Below are 22,516 nucleotides of genomic sequence, written 5' to 3' on the forward strand. Positions count from 1 at the left end.
GGTCATTCCCAGGTGAGGAAACCGGGCGCGGCCGACAATGGCGGCGCTGCGGCGAGCCGCGCCAGGTCGGGCACCGGCCGGCACAATTGCGCATCGCCCGCGAACGCGGCCTCGATGCTCGCGGCGACCGAGAGCACGATGGCGTCGCCGCCGCGCGGGCCGACGATCTGAAGGCCGAACGGCAGGCCGGCTTCATCGAGGCCGAGCGGGATGCTGATTGCGGGATGGCCGGGGAGCGTGACGGCATAAGCGAGCGCGAGCCAGTGGAAATAGGATCTGGTCGGCACGCCGTCGATCTCGGCAGGATAGAGCTCCGACCAGGGGCGCGGGCTGAGCGTAATGGTCGGGCTGATCAGCACGTCGCAAGATTCAAAGAAGGTCTGGTAGGCGCGATAGATTCGCGTCTGCGTCGTCGTGGCGCGCGCGTGGTCCTCGAGCGTGTAGCCGAGGCCTTCCTCGACATTGGCGCGGACATTGGGGCCGAGCATGTCGGGCCGCTCTTTGTAGTTCTTGCCGTGCGTCGCCAGGAACAGGCCTGCGCGCAGCACCGCGAAGGCGTCGTCAGCGCCGGCGCAATCCGGCGTCGCTTCGCGGCAATCGGCGAAGAGCGGCGCAAGCTCGTCCACGCGGTGACGGAACACGCGCCGGACCGCCTGCTCGGTCGGGGCGAAACCGAAATCCTCGGTGAAGGCGAGGCGCAGCTTGCCGAGGTCGGCGGGGCGCGGAGCGGCCCAGCGCTCGGCGCGCGCGCGCACTTGCTCGCCGGGCAGCGTATAGGCGAGCGGATCGCGGACATCGTCGCTCGCCATCACCGACAGCATCAACGCGGTGTCGGCGACATTGCGCGCCATCGGCCCGTCGGTCGACAAATTGGACCAGCCGAACGCGCGCTTCTCGCTCGCCACGAGCCCGTAGGATGGCCGCATGCCGACGATGCCGGCGAAGCCGGCGGGATTGCGCAAGGAGCCGCCGGTGTCGGAGCCCGAGGCGAGCGGGGCCATGCCGCAGGCGAGCGCCACCGCCGAGCCGCCGGAGGAGCCGGCCGCCGAACGCATCGGATCGAACGGATTGCCGGTCGCGCCGAACACGGGATTGCGGGTGTTGCCGCCGGCCGCCCATTCCGGCGTGTTGGTCTTGCCGAAGATGATGGCGCCGGCCGCACGCAGCCGTGCGACCGAGCCCTGGTCGGAGGCCGGAACGTTGTCCTGCAGCAGCGGGCTGCCATAGGTGGTGCGCAGCCCGGCGGTGTCCTGGGTGTCCTTGATGAGAACGGGGAGCCCCTGCAGGGCGCCGCGATCCTCGCCGCGCAGGATGGCAGCCTCGGCCTGCCTGGCCGCGGCGCGTGCGGCTGCCTCGTCCAGGGTCACGACGGCGTTGACGGCAGGATTGATGGTGGCGATCCGCGACAGGCAGGAATCCAGCAGCTCGACGGGCGAGATCGCCCGGGCGGCCAGCAGACGGCGCAGCTCAACGGCGCTGGAATCGCAAAGTCCGGACAATGCCAATCCCCTTTCAAATTGTGAAAACGATTTAGCATATCGGAAAGTCAACGAGGCGCACCAATATTTGTCAGATGGAGCCATTTCTTGCACAAATACTGGCACGGCTGCCTAAAACGGGAACTTTAGGCCTCTGGAGGCCTTGCGTCCGTCCAAAAGATTAGATGGATCGGTCAACAATTTTTCTGCCGCCGTGGTAGCCTCACGGCATGAGCGAGATCACGACGACGCCGGAGGGCGCCAATTCCCAGCTCGGCCAATGCCTCAAGGCGGCCCGCCAGGCGCGTGGGCTGACGCTCAAGCAGGTGGCGGAGCGGACCGGAATGGCGCTCTCGACCCTGTCCAAGGTCGAGAACGGCCTGATGTCGCTGACCTACGACAAGCTTCTCCAGCTCACCTCGGGCCTGAAGATGGAGATCGCCGAGCTGTTCAATCCGGCGTCTCCGCGCCCCGTGCAGGACCGGCCGGTCACGGCGCGGCGGAGCATCAGCCGCGCCGGGCAGGGCCAGGTGATCACGACCGGGTTCTACACCTACACGTATCAATGCACCGACCTGATCGGCAAACGTATGGTGCCGATCCTGGCCGAGGTGCGCGCACGCTCGCTGAGCGAGTTCGGCCCGCTGCTGCGTCATGCCGGCGAGGAGTATTTTCTGGTGACGAGCGGACGCGTCGCCGTCCACACCGAGTTCTATGCGCCGGAGATCCTGGACGAGGGCGACGGCATCTATCTCGACAGCACCATGGGCCACGCCTACCTCAACGCCGGCGACGGGCCTGCCGCCAAGGGCGTCTGTCTCTGCACCAGCGAGGGCCCCGATCTCTATGATCAGCTCCGCCAGATCGCATCGCGCGATGTTGCGGACGATCCGCCGTCGCTCTGAAGTCGGCAAAGGCAGCGCGAAGCCAAGCGAGCGCGAAACGGAAAACGCCCGGCCAAGGCCGGGCGCTCTTGTTTTGGTGCTCGTCTTATTCTTATTCGCCGCCGCCGAAGCGGCGCGACCACCAGCCGGCGCGACGCGGTGCGGCCGATGTTTCGCTTGTCGCTTGCGGCGCGGGCTCCGGAGCCGGCGCGGGCGGGGCAACCGGTTCAGTGGCCTGCGCAGCCGGTGTTGCCGGTTCGCTCGGGCTGCTCGACAGGAAGCTCACCTTTTCCCGGACCGTGGAGCGGCGCCGCGCGGCCTTGTCGTCGGCGGGCTCTTCTTCCGCGGCGGCAGGAGCCGGCTCGTGCCGGGCCGGCGCTTCGAACGGGACTTCAGCACGCGGCTCAGGCTGGGTGACCTGAGGCTCGGCGGTGGGTTCGGCCTGCGCGATCGAGGGCGCAGCCTCGCCGCCAAAGCCGTCGAAATCAGCGACTGCGTCGGTCGCCTCCGGCGGCGCACTGGCCCCGAGCTCGTCGCCGATGGAGCCGGCGAGACCTTCCTCGTTGCCACCGCGCCGGCGGCGTCCGCCACGGCGACCGCGCCGGCGGCGGCGGTCGGCGTTGGCCTGCTGCTCGCCACGGGCTGCCTGCTCCTCGCCGTCCTCGGCGCCATCCTGCTCGGACTCGGCCTCCTCTTCGCCTTCGCCGGCCGCGATAGCCGGTTCGGGAAGGGTGGGCGGGCTGTCTTCGCGAAGCTCGCCGTCGCGCGGGCCACCACGGCCGCGACGACGCCGGCGGCGCTTGCGACCGCGCTGGCCGTCCTGCTCGGTCGCTGCATCACCGGCAGCCTGCTCTTCGGCGAGACCTTCGGTCTCCTCGGTCTCGACCTCGGATTCGGTCTCCAGATCGAACTCTTCGTCCTCGTAGGCTTCTTCGACCAGGGGCGGCGGGCTCGCTGCCGCCTGCGCCACGAGCAGCGCCTTGGCGGCTTCCAGCGTATGCACCTGCTCGCCGCGATCGATGAGATAGGCCTGCGGTCCGCTGACGCTGGGATCTGCGATGACCGCCAGCGTGACCTTGAAGCCGTTCTCGAGATCACGCAGATGGCCGCGCTTGTGGTTCAGCACGTAGAGCGCGACGTCGGTGCGGGTGCGGACCACGAGATTGTGGGTCGCGCCCTTCATCAGGATTTCTTCGAGGCCGCGCAGCAGCTGCAGCGCCACCGAGGATACCGAGCGGACATGGCCGGTGCCGCCGCAATGCGGGCAGGGATCGGTCGAGGATTCCAGCACGCTGGCGCGGATGCGCTGGCGCGACATCTCGAGCAGGCCGAAATGCGAGATGCGTCCGACCTGGATGCGCGCGCGGTCCTGCCTCAGGCAATCGGACAGCTTGCGCTCGACCGCACGGTTGTTGCGCTTCTCGTCCATGTCGATGAAGTCGATGACGATCAGGCCGGCGAGGTCGCGCAGGCGAAGCTGGCGGGCGACCTCTTCGGACGCCTCCAGATTGGTCTTGAGCGCGGTGTCCTCGATATGGTGCTCGCGGGTCGAGCGTCCGGAGTTGACGTCGATCGAGACCAGCGCCTCGGTCTGGTTGATCACGATGTAGCCGCCGGAGCGCAGCTGCACGGTCGGCGAGAACATCGCATCCAGCTGACTCTCGACGCCCATGCGTGAGAACAGCGGCTGGCCGTCGCGATACTGCTTCACCGCGCCGACATTGGCGGGCATCAGCATCTTCATAAAGTCGCGCGCCTCGCGGTAGCCGGAGTCGCCGGCAACCGAGATCTCGTCGATCTCCTTGTTGTAGAGGTCGCGCAGCGAGCGCTTGATCAGCGAGCCTTCCTCGTAGACGAGGGTCGGGGCCTGCGACTTCAGCGTGAGGTCGCGCACCGTCTCCCACATCCGGATCAGATATTCGAAGTCGCGTTTGATCTCGGGCTTGGTGCGGGCGGCGCCTGCCGTGCGCAGGATGATGCCCATGCCCTCGGGCACGTCGAGATCCTGCACCACTTCCTTGAGGCGCGAGCGATCCTGCGCGCTGGTGATCTTGCGGCTGATGCCGCCGCCACGCGCGGTGTTGGGCATCAACACGGCATAGCGGCCGGCGAGCGACAGATAGGTCGTCAGCGCCGCGCCCTTGTTGCCGCGCTCTTCCTTGACGACCTGCACCAGCATCACCTGGCGGCGCTTGATGACTTCCTGGATCTTGTACTGGCGGCGCGGACGGAAGGTGCGCTCCGGAACTTCCTCGAGCACGTCGTCACCACCGACGGATTCGACGACTTCATCTTCGGCTTCCTCGCCGTCCTCGTCCTCGTCGTCTTCGTCCTCCTCGGACTCCTGATGACGAGCCTCGGTGATTTCGCCGGCGGCGTACACGGCGTCGGCCGGTTCAGCGGCTGACGTCACGGCTTCGGCGAGAGCCTCGGCGTGCGCCTCGGAAGCGTGAGCTTCGAAGGCTTGAGCTTGGAAGGTTTGAGATTCCTGGGGCTCGGCAGCGGTCTCGGTCGCGAACGCGGGCTCGGCGCCGATTGCCGCGACAGGCGCGGGCGTCTCGGCGGCATGATCATGGTCGTGATGATCGTGCTCGCCGTCATGACCATGGTCGTGATGATCGTGAGCGTGATGGTGATCGTCATCATGGGCATGATGATCGTCGTGATCATGGTCTCCATGATCGTGGTCGTGATGATCGTGGCCTTCGTGCTCGCCATGATGTTCCGCGTCGGCGTGCAGATGCTCGCCTTCGTGCGAAACGCCCTCGGCGTGCTCCGGCAGCGCCCCGCCCTCGACCGGCTGCGCCGCGGCATCGGCGCCTTCGACGATTTCGCTGCGGACGCGTTCGCTCTGACCGCGGCGGCGGGCGTTGCGGTGGCGCGAGCGGCGGCGGCCGTGGGAGCGGTTCTCGGTCTCTTCCTCGGCCTCGCGATGGGCCTGTTCTTCGGCCTCGATCAGCGCCTGCCGGTCGGCAACCGGGATCTGGTAGTAGTCGGGGTGGATTTCGCTGAAGGCGAGGAAGCCGTGGCGGTTGCCGCCATATTCGACGAAAGCGGCCTGGAGCGAGGGTTCGACCCTGGTGACCTTGGCGAGGTAGATGTTCCCGCGCAGTTGCTTGCGTTGCGCGGTCTCGAAATCAAACTCTTCGACGCGATTGCCGCGGACCACGACGACCCGGGTCTCTTCCGGGTGGGTGGCATCGATCAACATCTTGTTGGGCATGTCTTAACTCTTGGCGGCGGCGGGCGCGATCGACCGTGGGCGCCAAGAGCGCTGCCGGGTGACGCGACGGTCCACCTGATTCGGGGGTGAGGGGAAGGCCGAAACACCGTCTCTCGCACCTTGCCGAACCGGAAGCTTCAGGACCAAAGCGGCGCGCGGGATTTTCACTCCGCAGCGTCGCGAATGGTCCTTCAGATTTCGTCGGCACAGTCTGGCGCATCAAGCGTCGGCCCGTATGAAACACTGGGCGGCGAGGCCGCCCTTCAATCAGTTGCTGCTGGCCAGGCATGGCGCGAGCGCGCTCGCCTTGGGATTACGAACCGCTCCCCTGGGATTAAGGGACCGGGTAACGGGTCACGCCGCTGTCAGAACCGTCCCGGAAACACAGCGGTATCCGGAGACCGTCCGCCGCCGGTACTTGCCCCGCTCCACCTCGCTGCCGCGCACCGCGCTGGTCTTAGAGGAGAGCGGAAAAACGCTGGAATTCCCGAACCTTGGGATTTCCGGCGCTGCACCGGGGGCTGAATGCGACACAACCGGAAATATCGGCCGTCAGCATTCCGTACATACGTGGAATGGGGCAACCGTGCAAGGGAGCGTCGCACGGCGGTCACAGTCAGCGAGTTTCGCGCGTCTGCCATTAAGGATCGTTTAACCCTGTGGTTCTATTGCGTTAAAAAGGCTGCTCGGAGGCACGGAATCGGTGGCGAGCCGCGCAAATCAAAGGGTGTTGCTGGGATGTGCGCTGCTGTGCGCCGCGGCATTGCCGTGTGCTGATTCCACGCGTCTGAAGGCCGCGGAGAGCCCGCCGCAACCCTCTGTTGCAGCAGCGAATTTTCCAGTCGCCTCGGCCGCCCGGCTGGCCGGTGACGGCAAGCAGACCCGCTTCATCCTCGACATCGACCAGGCCGTGACCTTCCGCGCCGTCACGTTGGCCGACCCGTATCGGGTGGTGGTCGACGTCCCCCAAGTCAGTTTTCAACTCCCCGCCGGCACGGGTTCCGGAGGACGGGGACTGGTGAAGGCCTTCCGCTACGGGCTGGTGATGCCCGGCGGCTCCCGAATCGTGTTCGACCTGACCGGCCCGGCCAAGATCGCCAATTCCTACGTGCTGGAGGCCGCCAACGGCCAGCCGGCCCGGCTCGTGCTCGAGCTGGAAGAGGTCGACCGCGCGGCCTTCGTGCCGTCGCTCACTCCGGAAAACCGCCCTGAACTGCGGCCCGCGATCGCCGATCCGCCGCCTGCAACAACGGTTCCGGCATCCGCGGCCCCTGACGCAGGGCAGCAGAAGGCCGATGGCCGCGCGGTGGTCGTGATCGACCCCGGCCATGGCGGCATCGACAACGGCACGCAGTCGGGCGGCGAGAGCGAGAAGAACCTGGTGCTGGCCTTCGGCCTGGCGCTGCGCGACCGGCTGGAAAAGACCGGCAAGTACCGCGTGGTGATGACACGGGACGACGACACTTTCATCCCGCTCAACGACCGGGTCAAAGTCGCGCGCGGTCTCAAGGCGGCGTTGTTCGTCTCGATCCACGCCGACGCGCTGCCGCGCGCCGAGGGAGACGCGCAGGGCGCCACCATCTACACGCTGTCCGACAAGGCCTCCGACGCCGAGGCGCAGCGACTGGCGGATGCGGAAAATCGCGCGGACGCGATCGCAGGCTTTAACCTTGCGGAGGAGCCGACGGATGTCGCCGACATCCTGATCGACCTCACCCAGCGGGAAACCCGCACCTTTTCAAGCCGTTTTGCACGGCTGTTGATGGGCGAAATGAAGTCGACGGTGCGCATGCACAAGCATCCCCTGAAGTCGGCCGGCTTCCGCGTCCTGAAGGCGCCCGATGTGCCCTCGGTGCTGGTCGAGATCGGCTACGTCTCCAACAAGGGGGACCTCGAGCACCTGGTCTCGGAGGGCTGGCGGTCGCGTGCCGTGGGTTCGATGGCGCAGGCCATTGACGGCTTCCTGGCCAAGCGGATGGCCACAGCAGGGCCTTCGACAGGGCCTTCGAATTGAAAGGGTTTTTCCGTTCCGCCGCAAAAGCCCTAGTTTGGCCACAGCGGGCGCTTTATAAAAACGCCGCAGGGGGTTCCGGAATCGGCGAGAATCCCGTTCGGCAAGCGTCTTAAGTCCGGCACTGATATGATTGCGTAGGCCGGTGAGTTCGCGACGTGACATGGACGCCGGTTTTGCGTCCAGGCTGATCTTGATGTGATCTTGGGCTGATCCAGGGATTGAACGGATAAACAGATAATGCGCTTGCTTGTGCGGTTCATGGGCTTCCTGTTCGCTGCGGGAACAGTGGTGTTCCTTGTTGGTGTCGGGGCCGTGGCAGGCCTGATCTGGCATTTCTCCAAGGACTTGCCGGACTACTCTCAGCTTCAGGATTACGAGCCGCCGGTGATGACCCGCGTGCACGCGGTCGACGGCTCGCTGCTCGGCGAATACGCCAAGGAGCGGCGGCTTTACCTACCGATCCAGGCGGTGCCGAAGCTCGTGATCAACGCGTTCCTCGCAGCCGAAGACAAGAATTTCTACGAGCATGGCGGCATCGACTACACCGGCATGGCGCGCGCCGGCCTGGTCTATCTCCAGAACTACGGCTCCAACCGCCGTCCGCAGGGTGCTTCGACGATCACCCAGCAGGTCGCCAAGAATTTTCTCCTGACCAATGAGGTCTCCTTCGCCCGCAAGATCAAGGAAGCCTTGCTGGCGATGCGCATCGAGAAGACCTACTCGAAGGACAAGATCCTCGAGCTGTATCTGAATGAAATCTATCTGGGCCTTGGCGCCTACGGCATCGCGGCCGCGTCGCTGGTTTATTTCGACAAGTCCGTGAACGAGCTGACCGTCGCCGAAGCGTCCTATCTCGCGGCGCTGCCGAAGATGCCCGCGACGCTGCATCCGGTCCGCAACCGCGACCGCGCCATCGAGCGCCGCAACTACGTGATCGACCGCCTGCTGGAGAACGGCTGGATCAAGCAGGCCGACGCCGATAAGGCGCGCAAGGAGCCGCTGGTCGTCACCAGCCGTTCCAACGGCGCTCACACCTTCGCCGGCGAGTATTTCGCCGAGGAAGTGCGCCGCGACATCTTCGAGCGCTACGGCGAGAAGAAGCTTTACGAGGGCGGTCTCTCTGTCCGCACCACGCTCGATCCGAAGATCCAGGTCATGGCGCGCAAGACCATGGTCGCCGGCCTCGTCAATTATGACGAGCAGCAGGGCTATCGCGGCGCCATGAGCAAGCTCGATATTTCGGGCGATTGGGGCGTGAAGCTCGCCGAGATCAAGTCGCTGTCCGACATCTCGCCATGGCGCATGGCGGTGGTGCTGGAGACCAGCGACCAGTCGGCGCGCATCGGCTTCCAGCCGAGCCGCGAGCTCGGCGGCGCCGTGAGCAAGCAGCGCGAGACCGGCCTCATCACGCTCGACGGCATCAAATGGGCAAAGGCGGCCTCGGGGGCCACGAAGGGCAGGGCGGCGAGTGCGGTGTCGCAGGTGCTCCAGCCCGGCGACGTGATCTATGCCGATCCGCTTTACAAGGACGGTCAGCCCGTCGAGGGCCAGTACCGGCTGCGTCAGATTCCCGAAGTGTCCGGCGCGATGGTGGTGATGGACCCCTGGACCGGCCGCGTGCTCGCGATGGTCGGCGGCTTCTCGTTCGACCAGAGCCAGTTCAACCGCGCCACGCAGGCCTATCGGCAACCCGGTTCGTCGTTCAAGCCGATCGTCTATTCGGCCGCGCTCGACAACGGCTATACGCCCTCGACGGTCGTGCTCGACGCGCCGATCGAAATCGACCAGGGCCAGGGCGCCGGCGTGTGGCGGCCCGAAAACTTCTCTTCCGGCAAGTTCCAGGGGCCGGTGACGCTGCGCAACGCGCTGCGGCAGTCGCTCAACACCGTGACGGTGCGCCTCGCGCAGGACATCGGCATGCCGCTGATCGGCGAATATGCCCGCCGCTTCGGCGTCTATGACGAGCTGCCGAACTACCTGTCGTACGCGCTCGGCGCCGGCGAGACCACGGCGATGCGCATGGTCACGGCCTATTCGATGCTCGCCAATGGCGGCCGCCGCGTGAAGCCGACCCTGATCGACCGCATCCAGGACCGTTACGGCCACACCATCTTCAAGCACGACCAGCGCGAATGCCGTGGCTGCGACGCGCCCGGCGGCTGGAAGAACCAGCCTGAGCCGCAGCTGATCGACCGCCGCGAGCAGGTGCTGGATTCGATGACGGCCTATCAGATCACCGAGCTGATGGAGGGCGTGGTCCAGGCCGGTACCGCGACCGTGGTCAAAGCGGTCGGCAAGCCGATCGCCGGCAAGACCGGCACCACCAACGAGGCCAAGGACGCCTGGTTCGTCGGCTTCTCGCCCGACATCGCCGTCGCCATCTACATGGGCTACGACAAGCCGCGTCCGCTCGGCAAAGGTAACGCCGCGACCGGCGGCCATCTCGCGGCCCCCATCGCGCGCGACTTCCTTCAGCTCGCGCTCGCCGACAAGCCCGCGGTTCCGTTCAAGGTGCCGGCGGGCATCAAGCTGGTTCGCGTCGTCGCCAAGACTGGCATGCGCGCCGGACCGGGCGAGACCGGCGGAACCATCCTCGAGGCCTTCAAGCCGGGCACGGCGCCGCCGGATAATTACTCAGTCATCGGCGTTGCCGATGCCGACGGCCGCATGCCGGCATCGCAGCAGCAGCAGCCCGATTCCGGCTTCTTCATGCGGCCGGGCACCGGCGGCTTGTACTAAGGCCTGGGACAAGAGGGGCCTTCTTCGCCGCGGCGGTTGCGCTTTGCAGCCGCCGCCGCTACATCCCGTTGCAATCAGACGCGGAAACATTTCCGTGAGACCAGAGAACGACATGCGCGCCGAAATCGAACGGTTGGTAGAAGAGATCAAGCAGTCTGTCGGGCTGCTGAGGAGGCATCTTTGACGTCGAGAAATCGACGGCGCGCCTCGCTGAGCTGAACAAGCTCGCAGAAGATCCCAACCTCTGGAACGATCCCCAGAAAGCCCAGAAGCTGATGCAGGAGCGCACCTCGCTCGAGGATTCGCTCTCCGGCATCGGCAAGGTCGAGCAGGAGCTCGAAGACGACATCGGCATGATCGAGCTCGGCGAGGCCGAGGGCGATACGGGGGTCGTTGCTGAAGCCGAGGCTGCACTCAAGAACCTGAAGAAGGAAGTGGCGCGGCGCGAGCTCGAGGCGCTGCTGTCGGGCGAAGCCGACCGCTTCGATTCCTATCTGGAAGTCCATGCCGGCGCCGGCGGCACCGAGAGCCAGGACTGGGCGCAGATGCTGCTGCGCATGTACACGCGCTGGGCCGAGACCCACGGGTTCAAGGTCGAGTTCCTCGAAGAGTCCGAGGGCGAAGAGGCCGGCATCAAGTCGGCGACGATCCAGGTCTCCGGCCACAATGCCTATGGCTGGCTGAAGACGGAAGCCGGCGTGCATCGCCTCGTGCGCATCTCGCCGTTCGATTCCAACGCGCGGCGGCACACGTCTTTCTCCAGTGTGCAGGTGTTCCCCGTCATCGACGACAGCATCAAGATCGACATCAAGGAATCCGACGTTCGTACCGACACCATGCGCTCCGGCGGTGCCGGCGGTCAGCACGTCAACAAGACCGAATCCGCGGTGCGTCTGACCCATATCCCGACCGGTGTCGCGGTGGTCTGTCAGGCCGGCCGCTCCCAGCACAAGAACAAGGCGCAGGCCTGGGACATGCTGCGCGCGCGTCTCTATGAAATCGAGCTCAAGAAGCGCGAGGAGAAGGCCGCTGCCGACCAGGCCGCCAAGACCGATATCGGCTGGGGCCACCAGATCCGCTCGTACGTGCTGCAGCCCTACCAGATGGTGAAGGATCTGCGCACGGGCGTGCAGACCTCCGACACGTCGGGCGTGCTCAATGGCGAGCTCGACGACTTCATGGCCGCGACGCTGGCGCAGCGCGCCTTCGGCACCACGACCGGCGACATCGAGGACGTGGACTGATCATGCCCCGTGTCGCCTTCATCGGATTGGGGCGCATGGGTCATGGCATGGCCGGCCGCTATCTCGATGCCGGCTTCACGGTGACGCTGTGGAATCGCAGCAAGGCCAAGGCCGAGGATTTGATCGCGCGTGGTGCGCATTGGGCGACATCACCTGAAGATGCCGCGATCGACGCCGACGCCGTCGTGACCATGGTTGCCGATGACGAAGCCTCGCGCGCGGTCTGGCTGGGGCCGAAGGGCGCGGCCAAGACGGCCAAGGCCGGTACCATCGCGATCGAATGCTCCACAGTCTCCTATGATCATGCCCGCGAGATGGGCCGCGAGCTCAACGCGCGCGGGCTGATCTACATCGACTGCCCCGTGACGGGATTGCCGGATGCGGCAGCGAGCGGAAAGCTGACGCTGCTGGTCGGCGCCAACGCGGCTGACCTCGATCGCGCGCGGCCCTATCTCGAGCCAATCGGCTCGACCATCCGCCATTTCGGACCAGTTGGCGCCGGCACGGTCTACAAGCTGATCAACAATCTGATGGGAGCGATCCAGATCGCAGGCCTGGCCGAGGGCCTTGCGATCGCCGAGCAGGCCGGCCTCGACATGAACCTCGTGCTGGAATCGATCCAGGCAGGCGTCGCCGCAAGCCCGCAGGTTCAGCGTCATTCCAAGCGCATGGCTGCCCGCGATTTTTCCGGTGCAACGTTCACGGCGGCGCTGCGGCACAAGGATGCCGCCTATGCCGTGAAGCTCGCAGAGAGCCTGCTGGCAGCCAAGCCGCTGGTCTCCCGCGCCGCAGTGGAGGCCTACGCGCAAGCGAAGGCCGCGATGCCCGACGACGACGAAGGCAAGATGATCGAGCTGGTGTCGCGGCCGAAGAAGCCGTCCTAGCGCGGACCTCCCAAATCCCCGGAAATCGGGTGGCGACTCCCGACGCGCTGTTCTAGGCCGGAGGTCTGACCGGAATTTGGACGCCATGCTCCCGAACGACAACCGGATCGATGCGCGCGACGGGTCGCTGCTCGCCGTGCTCTCGGTGCTCTGGGGCGGGTCGTTCTTCTTCAACGGCGCGGCGCTGCGGGAATTGTCGCCGCTGACGCTCGTGTTTGCTCGCGTTGCGCTGGGTGCGGTCATTCTCCTGCCGCTGCTTCGCATGCAGGGGATCGGCTTTCCCAAGGACATGAAGAGCTGGACAGCGTTTGCCACGATCGGGTTGTTCAACAACGTCGTCCCGTTCTCGCTGATCGTGATCGGGCAGACTTTCATTCCGAGCGGGCTGGCGTCGGTTTTGAATGCGACCACGCCGCTGTTCACGGTGATGGTGATGGCCGCGGCGGGTGAGGAGGCCTTGCAGATGCGGCGCGTCGCCGGCGTGGCGCTGGGCCTCGCCGGCGTGATCGTTCTGCGGGGGTGGGGCATCGAGACGAGGCCGGGGCAGGGGCTCGGCATCCTGCTCTGCCTGGGCGGCGCCCTCAGCTACGGCTTTGCAGCGCTGGCGGCGCGGCGGCTGTTGAAGGATTCGCCACCGCTTGGGACGGCGACGTTTCAGCTGATGGCGTCGACGGTGATGATGGCGGTTGTCGCCGGCGCAATGGAGCAGCCGTGGCGCCTTCCGATGCCGGGCATAGCGACATGGTTCGCCGTGCTTGGCCTTGCCGGCCTGTCGACGGCGCTCGCCTATATCGTCTTCTTTCAGATCCTGCGGCGCTCGGGCGCAACCAATGTCATGCTGGTGACGCTGCTCATTCCCGTCACCGCCATTCTGCTGGGATGGCTGGTGCTGGGCGAGCCGATCTCGATTCGTGAGATCGCGGGCGCGATCGTCATCGGCAGCGCGCTGCTCGTGATCGACGGGCGCGTTCTGAACCTGCTGCGGCGCGGCGCGTAGGTTCCGGAGTCGCGTTTCACCTCGCGGAAAATCGCGGCGCTTGCCAGCCGCAGGCGAGCTTGCGACACTCTCCGCAAAACAAGACGATAAAACACAGGGGAGAGAACGATGCCGGGTCGTCGCGAAAACCTTGCTGCCCTCGCCATGCTTGCTGCCGGCGTGCTCGTCACGACACCGGCCTCGGCGCAGAAGAAGTACGACCCCGGAGCCACCGATACCGACATCAAGATCGGCAACATCATGCCCTATAGCGGGCCGGCGTCGTCCTATGGCGTGATCGGAAAGACCGAGGCCGCCTTCTTCAAGATGATCAACGACCAGGGCGGCATCAACGGGCGCAAGATCAATTTCATCAGCTATGACGATGCCTATTCCCCGCCGAAGGCGATCGAGCAGGCGCGCAAGCTGGTCGAGAGTGACGAAGTCCTCTTGATATTCCAGCCGCTCGGCACGCCCTCGAATTCGGCGATCATGAAATACATGAACGCCAAGAAGGTGCCGCAGCTCTTCGTCGCCTCCGGCGGCACCAAGTTCGGCGACCCCAAGAACTTTCCCTGGACCATGGGATTCCAGCCGAACTATCAGAGCGAGGGCCGGATCTACGCAAAATACATCCGCGACAATTTTCCAAACGGCAAGATCGCGGTGTTCTGGCAGAACGACGATGCCGGCAAGGACCAGTTCAAGGGCCTGAAGGACGGGCTCGGCGACAAGGCCGGCATGATCATCGCCGACAAATCCTACGAGGTCAGCGACCCCTCGATCGACTCGCAGATCGTCGCCCTGCACGATTCCGGCGCCGACATCTTCTTCTCATGGGCTGCGCCGAAAGGTTCGGCGCAGGCGATCCGGAAAGTCGGCGAGCTCGGCTGGAAACCAAAATTCTTCCTGGCCAACACCGCGACCTCGGTCGCCTCGGTGCTCAAACCGGCCGGGCTCGACTATTCCAAGGACATCATCTCGACCGTTTATCTCAAGGACCCGACCGATCCGACCTGGGACAAGGATCCGGCGGTGGTCAAATGGCGCGAATTCATGGACAAATATTACCCTGACGGCGACAAGGCCAATTCCAACAATGTTTACGGCTATGTGCAGGCCGAGGCGATGGCGCAGGTGTTGAAGCAGTGCGGCGACAACCTCACCCGCGAGAACGTCATGAAGCAGGCCGCGAACCTGAAGGACTTTCACACCGACCTGATGCTGCCCGGTGTCATGGTCAACACCTCGCCCGACGACTACTTCCCGATCGAGCAGATGCAGCTGATGCGCTTCAACGGGCAGGCCTGGGAGCTGTTCGGCGACGTCATCACCGGCGAGGTCGGCCACGAGCGCGGCCAGTAGTCAGGACTGGGCCCTGGCTTTCACCTTCAGTGCCATACCGCCGGCCACGCCGACGCCCAGCACATACATCCAGCCCTCGTGGAAATCGAACAGATGCGAGTTCAGCAGTGAGCTCGCGATGTTCTGCACAACGACCACGAGGCCGATCCAGGCCGCAATTCCGTCGCCAGTGAACAGGCGAAAATGTGCGATCCACATCGCGTAGAGCAGAACCACGCCGAGGAGGCCCCACTGGACGGCGACGTTGAGGGCCTGGTTATGCGGATTGCTGACGATTTCGGTATCGAGGGCGTTGTCGCCGACAGCCGCACGTTCGAACTGCCGCTTGATCGATCCCGTGCCGTGTCCCACCAGAGGTGCCTCGGCAAAGGCATGAAGCGACTTGCGCCAATAGGTCAGCCGCTGGGCCGTTGAGGCGCGGTTGATGTCTTCGTGGCCGTGGCGGTATTCGACGGCGATGTCCGTGATGCGCTGGCGCAGATAGGGCGACGCCGTCCAGGCCAGCGCGCTCGCGGCGACCGTGCCCGCGAGCAGCACCAGCGCCGCGCGCCGGCCCAGATGCCTCCACGCGAACAGGGCGAGCAGCACCGCGATGCAGAGCAGCGCCGTGCGGGCGGCGGCGACGAACGCCATGTTGGTGACGAACAGCAGGATCAGCGCCAGACAGGCGGCGGTCGCGGCCGGCTTGCTGCGGCGCCAGTAATTCAGCGCGGGCAGCGCCAGCGCAGACGCGCAAAGCGTGAATTCCTGGCTCTGGTCGATGTAGTTCTTGACGGGAACGCCTGATGATGCCGTCGCGGTGAGCTTCCAGGCGGGATCGAGCAGCACGATCCTGGAGTAGACCGCGAGCAGCGCGCAGGAGGCGAGAAAGGCGAGACCCACCCGGAAGCCGCGTTCCGATCGGCTGAAATGGTAGAGCAGGGGAGGAACGAGCGCGAGCTTTGCGACCGGCTTGATCGCATGCAGCCGGTCGGCCCACGCACCGTCCGACCAAAGCGTGCCGAGAAGCGCGAGCAGCATCAGGGCGAAGGGCAAGGCCAGCGCTGGCTGCACGAGCTTGCGCGCATAGTCGCGCCAGTCGATGGTCGGCGTCACCGCAAGCAGCCAGAGCCCGACGAAGATCGAAGGCGCCGTGGTGGACCATGGCAGCGACGCCGCGATCAGGACGGCCAGCATATCGGCGGCCCGGATCAGCGTGGCCGGGTTGCGCCAGGTCTGCCACCGACTGTGCCCGCCGTGCCGATCGGCAGGACCGGGCCACATCGCGGTTTCGGCGGTCATCTCTATGACGCGAGCTGCTCGGCGACGAGGCTCTCGGCGGCCGCCTGATGCCCGAGGAAGTCGCGGGCCTGGGTCTCGTAGCCGTAACGCTCGGCAAGCTCGTGCCACCGCGCCCGGATCCTGCCGCGGCACTCATCCTGCCGCGTCAGCACGCGGGTGACGGAGGCCGCGATGGAGTCGGTCGAGAACGGGTCGAAATAATCGGCGAGCTCGCCTGCGACCTCGCGGAAGACGGCGATGTCAGAGCACAGCACCGGCGTGTTCGCGGCCAGCGCCTCGATGATCGGCACGCCAAAGCCTTCGGCGAAGCTCGGCATGATCAGCCCGTGCGCCTCCGCGATCAAAACCGCTTTTTCCTGCTCGTCGACATAGCCGGCGAAGCGGACGTTTTGCGGCAGATTGCGCATCCGGCTGATCTGGCCGGCATGGCCGATCACGACGAGATCGGCCTGGGGCACGCCACGGAAGGCACGGATGACGGTAGCGACGTTCTTGCGCGGCTCGTTCGACACAATGACGACGAAGCTCGGCCGCCCCGGACGCCCCGACGGGGCTGGGAGGTGCAGGACATCCGGGGCGTCGAACCGGGTGCGGGGATACACGACCCGCGCCGGTAGGTGCGCAAATTGCGGCAACAGTTCCCTGAACCGCATCATGCTGTAGTTTGAAACGAAGGCGAGCTCGTCGGCCTGCCGCAGGCTGGTGAGGAGCCGCGACAGGAACAGCCGCGTCGCGACGTCGCTGAGCTTGAGGTCGGTGAGCGGCAGCAAATCGTGGACGACGCAGATCACCTTGGCGTTCGGCCTACGCTTGATCGCCACCCGGGTCGGAGTGTCCACGACGATGACGTCGTAGTCGCGGGCGTCGACGCGCGGCGGCGGCAGCAGGAAGAAGGCCGAGGAATCTTGATAGCTGTAGAAGCCGGGCTCGAGCTGGAACTCGTCGAATAGCTCGAGATGGCGCAGGTCCGGAGGGACGTATTCGAGCGCCGCGGTCTTGTTCTCGATCAGCCGCGCATTGAGCCCACGCAGCCCGATTGCGCGCAGGAAGCAGAGGACATAGTCCCACGACACCGACATGGAGGCCCTGTGGCGCAGCCAATCGAGTGTGCGCCGCAGGCCATTGCGCGCCCGCGGCTCACCCATGTTGATCTCGTCGAGGTAGCGGTACAGGACGAGCAATTCGATGTTGCGTGACTGGGCCGAAAACAGCTTCGTGCGCCGCTCGCGCCGGCGGAGCTTGCGATAGCGCCGGCTGGTCTCCACCAGCAGCGTCAGCTCATGGCCTTCGGCCGCGAGCGAGCGCATCAATTCGCGCGTGAAGTGGAAGATGCCGCGCTTGTGGTTGGGCTCGCCCAGCGCTTCGGAGACGACAAGGATGTTCTGTTTCATGCGCGTTTCTCGCAAAGCTCGAAGGTGTGCGTGGCCGGCGGCTCGACCGTCACGGTCGAGGCGATGCGGCCGTGATCGAGATTGATGATGCTGGTGCAGGTGCGGCGCAGCAGCGGCTGGTCGTGCGAGGCGATGATCACGATCGCCGCCTGCGACACGAGGTTCAACAGCCGCTCCTGTGCCTTCTCCGCAAAATGCTCGTCGACGACGCTGAGCCATTCGTCCAGCAGCAGGATGTCGGCCGGAAATGCGGTGGCGGTCGCGAACAGCACCCGCATCAGCATGCCCGAGGAGAACATTCGCAGCGGCAACCGCTGCATGCGCGCCTCGAGCTCGGTGAATGCCCAGATATCGTCGATGACGCTGCGGGTCGGCTTGCGGCCGCTGATACGCAGCAGCAGCGCGATATTGTCCTCCGCCACGAAATCCAGGTTGACGCCGGCGTTGAGGCCGAGCAGGGGCACGACGTTGCCCTGGACCGCGATGCTGCCGCTGCTCGGCGGATAGACGCCGGCGATCAGGCGCAGCAGCGTCGACTTGCCGGAGCCGTTGGGCCCGGCAAGCCCGATGCGGGCGCCGGCTTCGGCCTCGATCGTGACGTTGTCGACGGCGCGGATGATCCGCATCTCGCCCGGCTCGCGGATGATGTGCCCGAGCAGCCGCCGCTTCAGCGAGAAGTCGTAGGCGCCGTAGAGTGGATAGTCGAGACAGATGTTGCGAAGGCTGATCGAGACCATGCGTCAGATCCAGAATGCGGCTTTGCGCAGGTGGACCAGCGTCAGGACGCTCGCAACGATCAGCAGCGCCAGCGCGACGAGGACGTAGACGATGCTGGTGGGATCGATATGTCCGCCCGCGAGCGGCTCGCGCCACACCGCGAACAGATGCGTCAGCGGATTGAGCCGCATCACGGTCGAGCGGTGGTTGATCATGTCCGACGACCAGATGATCGGCGAGGCGAGAAAGGCCAGCATCAAGGTGGATTCGATGATCGGCTTGAGGTCGCGGTAGCGCGTCGCCATGGCGCCGAGGACGAGGCTGAGAGCGAAGGTGCACGCCACGAACAGCAGGAGGCCGGGCAGCGCCGCCAGTGCGTGAGAGAGATCGTGCGGCGACAGGATCAGCCACAGCGCCAGCGGCACGCAGGCGTTATGCAGCGCGAACAGCGCCTGGCGGAACGTGCATTGCAGGAGGAAGATGACCGGCGGCAGCGCCCGGTCGCGGATCAGGCTCGCGGAGTTCTGGAGCGCCGTGGTCGCATCGAGCACCACGCTGTTGAGGAAGGTCCAGGCCGTCATCGACAGTGCCAGCATCGGCAGGCGTGCCAGCATGTTGGCGTTCGACATCTGCCCGATCACCGAGCCCAGCACCGCGACCACGATCGCCATCTGGAGCGACATCCAGAACGGGCCGAGCAGCGAGCGCACGTAGCGGTGGCGCATGTCGGACCAGGCCAGCGCCGCCGCGATCCGGACGGTGTCCAGCCAGCCGGTCGCCTGCGGCGGCTCTGCGATTGCCGATCGCTCCTCGCTCGGGGCGGCGACGGCGTCGCGGTAGACGGCTTCCATGCCCTGCCTGAAGGCCGTGGCCGAATAGCGGGTGAGGGCGCGCGTCCGCGCCGAAAGGCCCATGCAGCGGCGGCGCTCGGGGTCGCGGATCAGGGTGTCGATGGCCTCACCCAGCTTCTCGGCATCGCCGGGCGGCACGGTGATCGCCTCCATGCCGTGGCGGGCGACGCGCGGCACCGCGGTGTCGAGCGCCGTGTTCACGACCGGACGGCCGGCGGCCATGGCCTCGAGCTGGGCGAGGCCGAAGGTCTCTGCATTGGTGACCGACGGCATCACGAAAACGTCGGCGAGGCACATCAGCTTGATGCGTTCGCAATCGTTGACCGAGCCGAGCAGGCGGACACGGTCGCCGAGGCCGAGATCCAGGATCAACTGCTGGAGCCGCGACCGCTCGGCGCCCTCGCCGATGATCCAGACCTCGAAACTGTGCGCGGCAGCGGCGCGGATCAGTACGTCGAAACCCTTGTAGGGCACGAGCCGGCCGCAGGCGAGCACCAGCCGGCCGCGATCGTTGACATGGTGCGGCTCGATCTTCGGCCAGTCGTAACCTGAGGTGTCGATGCCGAACGGCACGACGTGGCATTTGTCCTCGAACTCGCGCAGCGACGGCGTGTTGTCGACCAGCACGTGGTCCGAGACGATGATCGCCTTGGCGCGGCGCAGCGTCCGCCGCATCAGGGGTTCGATGAACCAGCGCAGGCCGGCATGGGTGACGATGTCGGCGTGCCAGTGCACCACCAGCGGCCGGTTGCGACCGAACCCGAAGGCGAAGACGAGCTCGGCTAGCGGGAAGGGGGCGTGGAGCGCGAGCAGGTCGTGCTCGGCGATCTTGCGCCACAGCCGCCAGGGATAGGTGGGCGCGGCCGGAAGCGACAACAGATTGCCGAACGAGCGGACGCGCTCGACCTGCACGCCGTTGACGACGATGTCGCGCGGAGCTGCCGACCGGGAGCAGACCAGCACGGCTGAGGCGAAGGCGTCCTTCAGGCTCGCGCAGATGTCGCGGATCACCGTGAGCGTGCCGCCGAACAGGTCGGGATAGTAGATCTTGAAGATGTGCAGCACCGACGGACGGCGCGGGGTTTCGCTGGTGTGATGCATGATGGCGTCAGCCTGCGAGAAGGGCTGCGACGAACGGTGCGGCCAGCACCGATAAGAAGATCACGCCGCGCAGCAGCGCCGGCAGCATCGGCTCGATAGCGCCATGTCGCCGTCCGGGAACCGGCACGGCATGCAGCGAACTGGAAATGCGGACCAAGCGGTCAGCCATGGGTGTGAGTCCCTTTACGTCGCGCCCCTCAGTGGCGTCTGGTATATGTGGGAAAAGTTACCACGTCAATCGCGAAGTAGAAAAAAGTGGGATTGTGTCCCACGCGGGGCTTCGATACAATTCAGACATGAATGCCAAGCCCGGGTCCAAAGCAGCGGCTCCACAGCCGAATGCCGCCGCGAAGCTGCACGCGCCGCTGGCGCGGCTGCTGCGCCCGCTCGTGCGGCTCTGCATTCGCAGCGGCATGACGTTTCCGGCGCTGGCGCAATTGCTCCGCGAGCTGTTCGTCAACGTCGCCGAGCACGATTTCGCCCTGGAGGAGAAAGAGCAGACCGACAGCCGTGTCAGCCTGCTCACCGGAATCCACCGCAAAGAGGTGGCGCGGCTGCGCGGCGCCGGCGCGCCCGTGCACGAGGCACCGGCCGCATTGTCGCTTACGAGCGCGGTGATCGCGCGCTGGATCGCCGCACCCGAATTCACCGATGCGAAGGGCGAGCCGCTGGCGCTGCCGCGCACGGCCGAGGGCGACGCGCCGTCGTTCGAGCAGCTGGTCGCTTCCGTCACCAAGGACGTACGGCCGCGCGCGGTGCTGGACGAATGGATCGACCGCAAGCTGGTCACCATCAACGCCGCTGACGAGATCGAGCTGGTCGAGGCAGCTTTCGTTCCGAGCGGCGAGGACGACAGCAAATGGCACTATCTCGGCCGCAATCTGCACGACCATATCGCCGCGGCCGCGCAGAACGTCTCGGGCGCAGCGCCGCGCTTCCTCGAACGCGCGGTGCACTACAACAACATCTCGCCGAAGCTGGCGCGGCGCCTCGAGGCACGCTCGCGCGAGCTTGCGATGGACGCGCTGAAGACCGCCAACCGCGAAGCCAACCGCGCGCTCGCCAAGGACAAGGGCGGTGACGCCCGCTGGAATTTCGGCATCTACATCTACAGCGAAGATGCGGATGAGCAGGCAGAGGCCAAGGAAAGTGGCAAGGAAGGTGGCAAGCAAGGTGGCTCGTCATGAGGCGGCCGCCGCTGATCTCCCGCCGCCTGCTGCTGACAGGGTTTTGGCTCGCCGGCACGGCGTTGGCCCATGCGCAGACCAGGCGCGGCACCGATCAGGGCATCGGCGGCACCGGACTCACGCGCGGTGACGACCACGGCATCGGCGGCACCGGCATCGTCGGCGTGATCCAGCGGTTCGGCAGCATCTACGTCAACGGCGAGCGCATCGCTTACGCGAGCGACGTGCCGGTCCGGATCGACGGCGAGGCGGCAAGCCCCAAGGCTCTGCGCATCGGCCAGCTCGCGCGCGTGGTCGCGACCCGTCAGGCCGACGGCACGCTCGTCACGCGCAACATCACGATTGCGAGCGAGGTCTCCGGTCCGGTGGAAGCCGTGAAAGGCAACGAGCTGACGGTGCTCGGTCAGAAGATCGTCGCAAGCGACAAGGAGCGCAAGCTTCGCGCGGGCATGCAGGTGGCCGTCTACGGCCTGCGCCGAACCGACGGCGTGATCGTCGCAAGCCTGGTCGAGCCGCGGCGCGATGCGGCGGCGCGCGTTACCGGTCTCGTCGAGCGCGGGCCCGACGGTCTGCGTATTGGCGGGCTGAAGCTGAACAACGTCGATCCGCTGCTGGTCGGCCAGCGCGTCCAGATCGAGGGCAGCGCGAGCGAGGGCGCGATGCAGGCCGCGCGCACCCGGATCGACGATTTCTCGGATCTCGTCGGCGCAAGCCGTCTTTCGATCGAGGCTTATGTGCAGCGCGCGGGATCGAACCTGCAGCTTGGCTCCGGGCTCATCGCCCATGACGGCTCGCGCTTCGGCCCGGCGGCCGGCGAAGCCCGCATGGTGGTCAACGGCGCGTTCGATCGCTCGCGCGGGCTCCAGGTGGATTCGTCTCAGGCGATCGGCCAGGGGCCGGGAGCACCTCCGTCCGGCGGCGGCAATCCCAATCGGCCGTCCGGCGGTTCGATCCTGCATCCCAATCGCGGCGCGCCGACTCCGGGCGGTGGTCAGCCCGGGACTCCGACGCCGGGAGCGAGCCCCGGTTCAACACCCGGCGCGGCGCCATCAGGACCGACCGGCCCGTCAGGCCCCGGCGGTCTGGGTGCGCCCGGTGGGCCCATGGGTCCCGGTAGCGGAATGGGGGGCGGCGGCTTCGGTGGTCCCGGAGGCGGGATGGGCGGAGGCCGGCGCTAAGTG

Annotated in this window: 16 protein-coding genes; 9 read left to right on the top strand and 7 right to left on the bottom strand. The window is 66.1% G+C overall.

Translation table 11 applies throughout. The features are described from left to right. Positions 1-2: 2 nt before the first annotated feature. Positions 3-1,499 carry an amidase gene (locus tag JQ572_RS25590; RefSeq protein ID WP_211385592.1) on the bottom strand — a complete coding sequence of 499 codons (1,497 nt, stop codon included), beginning with the start codon at positions 1,497-1,499 and terminating at the stop codon, positions 3-5. Between the two features lie 209 nt (positions 1,500-1,708). Between JQ572_RS25590 and JQ572_RS25595 the strand changes: the two genes are divergently transcribed. Then, positions 1,709-2,383, top strand: coding sequence for a helix-turn-helix domain-containing protein (locus JQ572_RS25595; RefSeq protein WP_211385593.1), 675 nt, complete (start codon positions 1,709-1,711; stop codon positions 2,381-2,383). 91 nt (positions 2,384-2,474) lie between these two features. On the opposite strand, the gene JQ572_RS25600 is transcribed toward JQ572_RS25595, so the two are convergent. Next, a complete protein-coding gene (locus tag JQ572_RS25600) occupies positions 2,475-5,585 on the bottom strand; it encodes an Rne/Rng family ribonuclease (RefSeq protein WP_211385594.1) in 3,111 nt (1,036 codons plus the stop codon). Positions 5,586-6,288: 703 nt separating this feature from the next. On the opposite strand from JQ572_RS25600, the gene JQ572_RS25605 reads away from it, so the two are divergent. The 6 genes from JQ572_RS25605 to JQ572_RS25630 all read left to right on the top strand — a co-directional run bounded on the left by JQ572_RS25605 (position 6,289) and on the right by JQ572_RS25630 (position 14,807). Beyond that, positions 6,289-7,599, top strand: a complete 1,311-nt coding sequence (locus tag JQ572_RS25605) for an N-acetylmuramoyl-L-alanine amidase (protein ID WP_211385595.1) — start codon at positions 6,289-6,291, stop codon at positions 7,597-7,599. Positions 7,600-7,836: 237 nt separating this feature from the next. After that, a complete protein-coding gene (locus JQ572_RS25610) occupies positions 7,837-10,338 on the top strand; it encodes a penicillin-binding protein 1A (RefSeq protein ID WP_211385596.1) in 2,502 nt (833 codons plus the stop codon). 112 nt (positions 10,339-10,450) lie between these two features. Beyond that, positions 10,451-11,582, top strand: a protein-coding gene (prfB, locus tag JQ572_RS25615; RefSeq protein ID WP_211385597.1) for a peptide chain release factor 2 whose coding sequence is annotated in 2 segments (ribosomal slippage) — positions 10,451-10,519 and positions 10,521-11,582 — 1,131 coding nt in all. Because the reading frame shifts where the segments join, the coding sequence is not laid out codon by codon here. 2 nt (positions 11,583-11,584) lie between these two features. After that, positions 11,585-12,466 (top strand): NAD(P)-dependent oxidoreductase, encoded by an 882-nt coding sequence (locus JQ572_RS25620; RefSeq protein ID WP_211385598.1) that lies wholly within the window; start codon positions 11,585-11,587, stop codon positions 12,464-12,466. Between the two features lie 85 nt (positions 12,467-12,551). Beyond that, on the top strand, positions 12,552-13,463 hold the full coding sequence (locus JQ572_RS25625) for a DMT family transporter (protein ID WP_211385599.1): 912 nt from the start codon (positions 12,552-12,554) through the stop codon (positions 13,461-13,463). Positions 13,464-13,571: 108 nt separating this feature from the next. Next, positions 13,572-14,807, top strand: a complete 1,236-nt coding sequence (locus JQ572_RS25630; protein ID WP_211385600.1) for an ABC transporter substrate-binding protein — start codon at positions 13,572-13,574, stop codon at positions 14,805-14,807. On the opposite strand, the gene JQ572_RS25635 is transcribed toward JQ572_RS25630, so the two are convergent. The 5 genes from JQ572_RS25635 to JQ572_RS25655 are packed head-to-tail and all read right to left on the bottom strand — an operon-like array spanning position 14,808 to position 20,317. After that, positions 14,808-16,088: an O-antigen ligase family protein gene (locus tag JQ572_RS25635; protein ID WP_211385601.1), complete on the bottom strand. Its 1,281-nt coding sequence runs from the start codon at positions 16,086-16,088 to the stop codon at positions 14,808-14,810. A gap of 2 nt (positions 16,089-16,090) precedes the next feature. Next, positions 16,091-17,479 carry a glycosyltransferase family 4 protein gene (locus JQ572_RS25640; RefSeq protein ID WP_211385602.1) on the bottom strand — a complete coding sequence of 463 codons (1,389 nt, stop codon included), beginning with the start codon at positions 17,477-17,479 and terminating at the stop codon, positions 16,091-16,093. Then, positions 17,476-18,216 (bottom strand): ABC transporter ATP-binding protein, encoded by a 741-nt coding sequence (locus JQ572_RS25645; protein ID WP_211385603.1) that lies wholly within the window; start codon positions 18,214-18,216, stop codon positions 17,476-17,478. Before JQ572_RS25645 ends, JQ572_RS25640 begins: the two co-directional genes overlap by 4 nt. 3 nt (positions 18,217-18,219) lie before the next feature. Then, positions 18,220-20,148, bottom strand: coding sequence for a glycosyltransferase (locus JQ572_RS25650; protein ID WP_211385604.1), 1,929 nt, complete (start codon positions 20,146-20,148; stop codon positions 18,220-18,222). A gap of 7 nt (positions 20,149-20,155) precedes the next feature. Further along, complete coding sequence (locus JQ572_RS25655; protein WP_211385605.1) at positions 20,156-20,317, bottom strand: hypothetical protein; 162 nt, start codon at positions 20,315-20,317, stop codon at positions 20,156-20,158. A 127-nt stretch (positions 20,318-20,444) separates the two neighbouring features. Between JQ572_RS25655 and JQ572_RS25660 the strand changes: the two genes are divergently transcribed. Together JQ572_RS25660 and JQ572_RS25665 are read left to right on the top strand one after the other, a co-directional pair. Further along, complete coding sequence (locus JQ572_RS25660; RefSeq protein ID WP_211385606.1) at positions 20,445-21,335, top strand: DUF6502 family protein; 891 nt, start codon at positions 20,445-20,447, stop codon at positions 21,333-21,335. Then, positions 21,332-22,513 (top strand): DUF5666 domain-containing protein, encoded by a 1,182-nt coding sequence (locus JQ572_RS25665; protein ID WP_211385607.1) that lies wholly within the window; start codon positions 21,332-21,334, stop codon positions 22,511-22,513. The genes JQ572_RS25660 and JQ572_RS25665 overlap by 4 nt, the downstream gene beginning before the upstream one ends. The last annotated feature ends 3 nt before the right edge of the window (positions 22,514-22,516 follow it).

The sequence above is a fragment of the Bradyrhizobium sp. SZCCT0153 genome, from assembly GCF_018129995.1.
Classification (GTDB): Bacteria; Pseudomonadota; Alphaproteobacteria; order Rhizobiales; family Xanthobacteraceae; genus Bradyrhizobium; species Bradyrhizobium japonicum_G.

Bases quoted from the DNA above. Each gene is read 5' to 3' on its own strand.
- JQ572_RS25595 (WP_211385593.1), top strand. From the start codon at position 1,709: ATGAGCGAGATCACGACGACGCCGGAGGGCGCCAATTCCCAGCTCGGC.
- JQ572_RS25600 (WP_211385594.1), bottom strand. From the start codon at position 5,585: ATGCCCAACAAGATGTTGATCGATGCCACCCACCCGGAAGAGACCCGG.
- JQ572_RS25610 (WP_211385596.1), top strand. From the start codon at position 7,837: ATGCGCTTGCTTGTGCGGTTCATGGGCTTCCTGTTCGCTGCGGGAACA.
- JQ572_RS25620 (WP_211385598.1), top strand. From the start codon at position 11,585: ATGCCCCGTGTCGCCTTCATCGGATTGGGGCGCATGGGTCATGGCATG.
- JQ572_RS25625 (WP_211385599.1), top strand. From the start codon at position 12,552: ATGCTCCCGAACGACAACCGGATCGATGCGCGCGACGGGTCGCTGCTC.
- JQ572_RS25630 (WP_211385600.1), top strand. From the start codon at position 13,572: ATGCCGGGTCGTCGCGAAAACCTTGCTGCCCTCGCCATGCTTGCTGCC.
- JQ572_RS25635 (WP_211385601.1), bottom strand. From the start codon at position 16,088: ATGACCGCCGAAACCGCGATGTGGCCCGGTCCTGCCGATCGGCACGGC.
- JQ572_RS25640 (WP_211385602.1), bottom strand. From the start codon at position 17,479: ATGAAACAGAACATCCTTGTCGTCTCCGAAGCGCTGGGCGAGCCCAAC.
- JQ572_RS25645 (WP_211385603.1), bottom strand. From the start codon at position 18,216: ATGGTCTCGATCAGCCTTCGCAACATCTGTCTCGACTATCCACTCTAC.
- JQ572_RS25650 (WP_211385604.1), bottom strand. From the start codon at position 20,148: ATGCATCACACCAGCGAAACCCCGCGCCGTCCGTCGGTGCTGCACATC.
- JQ572_RS25655 (WP_211385605.1), bottom strand. From the start codon at position 20,317: ATGGCTGACCGCTTGGTCCGCATTTCCAGTTCGCTGCATGCCGTGCCG.
- JQ572_RS25660 (WP_211385606.1), top strand. From the start codon at position 20,445: ATGAATGCCAAGCCCGGGTCCAAAGCAGCGGCTCCACAGCCGAATGCC.
- JQ572_RS25665 (WP_211385607.1), top strand. From the start codon at position 21,332: ATGAGGCGGCCGCCGCTGATCTCCCGCCGCCTGCTGCTGACAGGGTTT.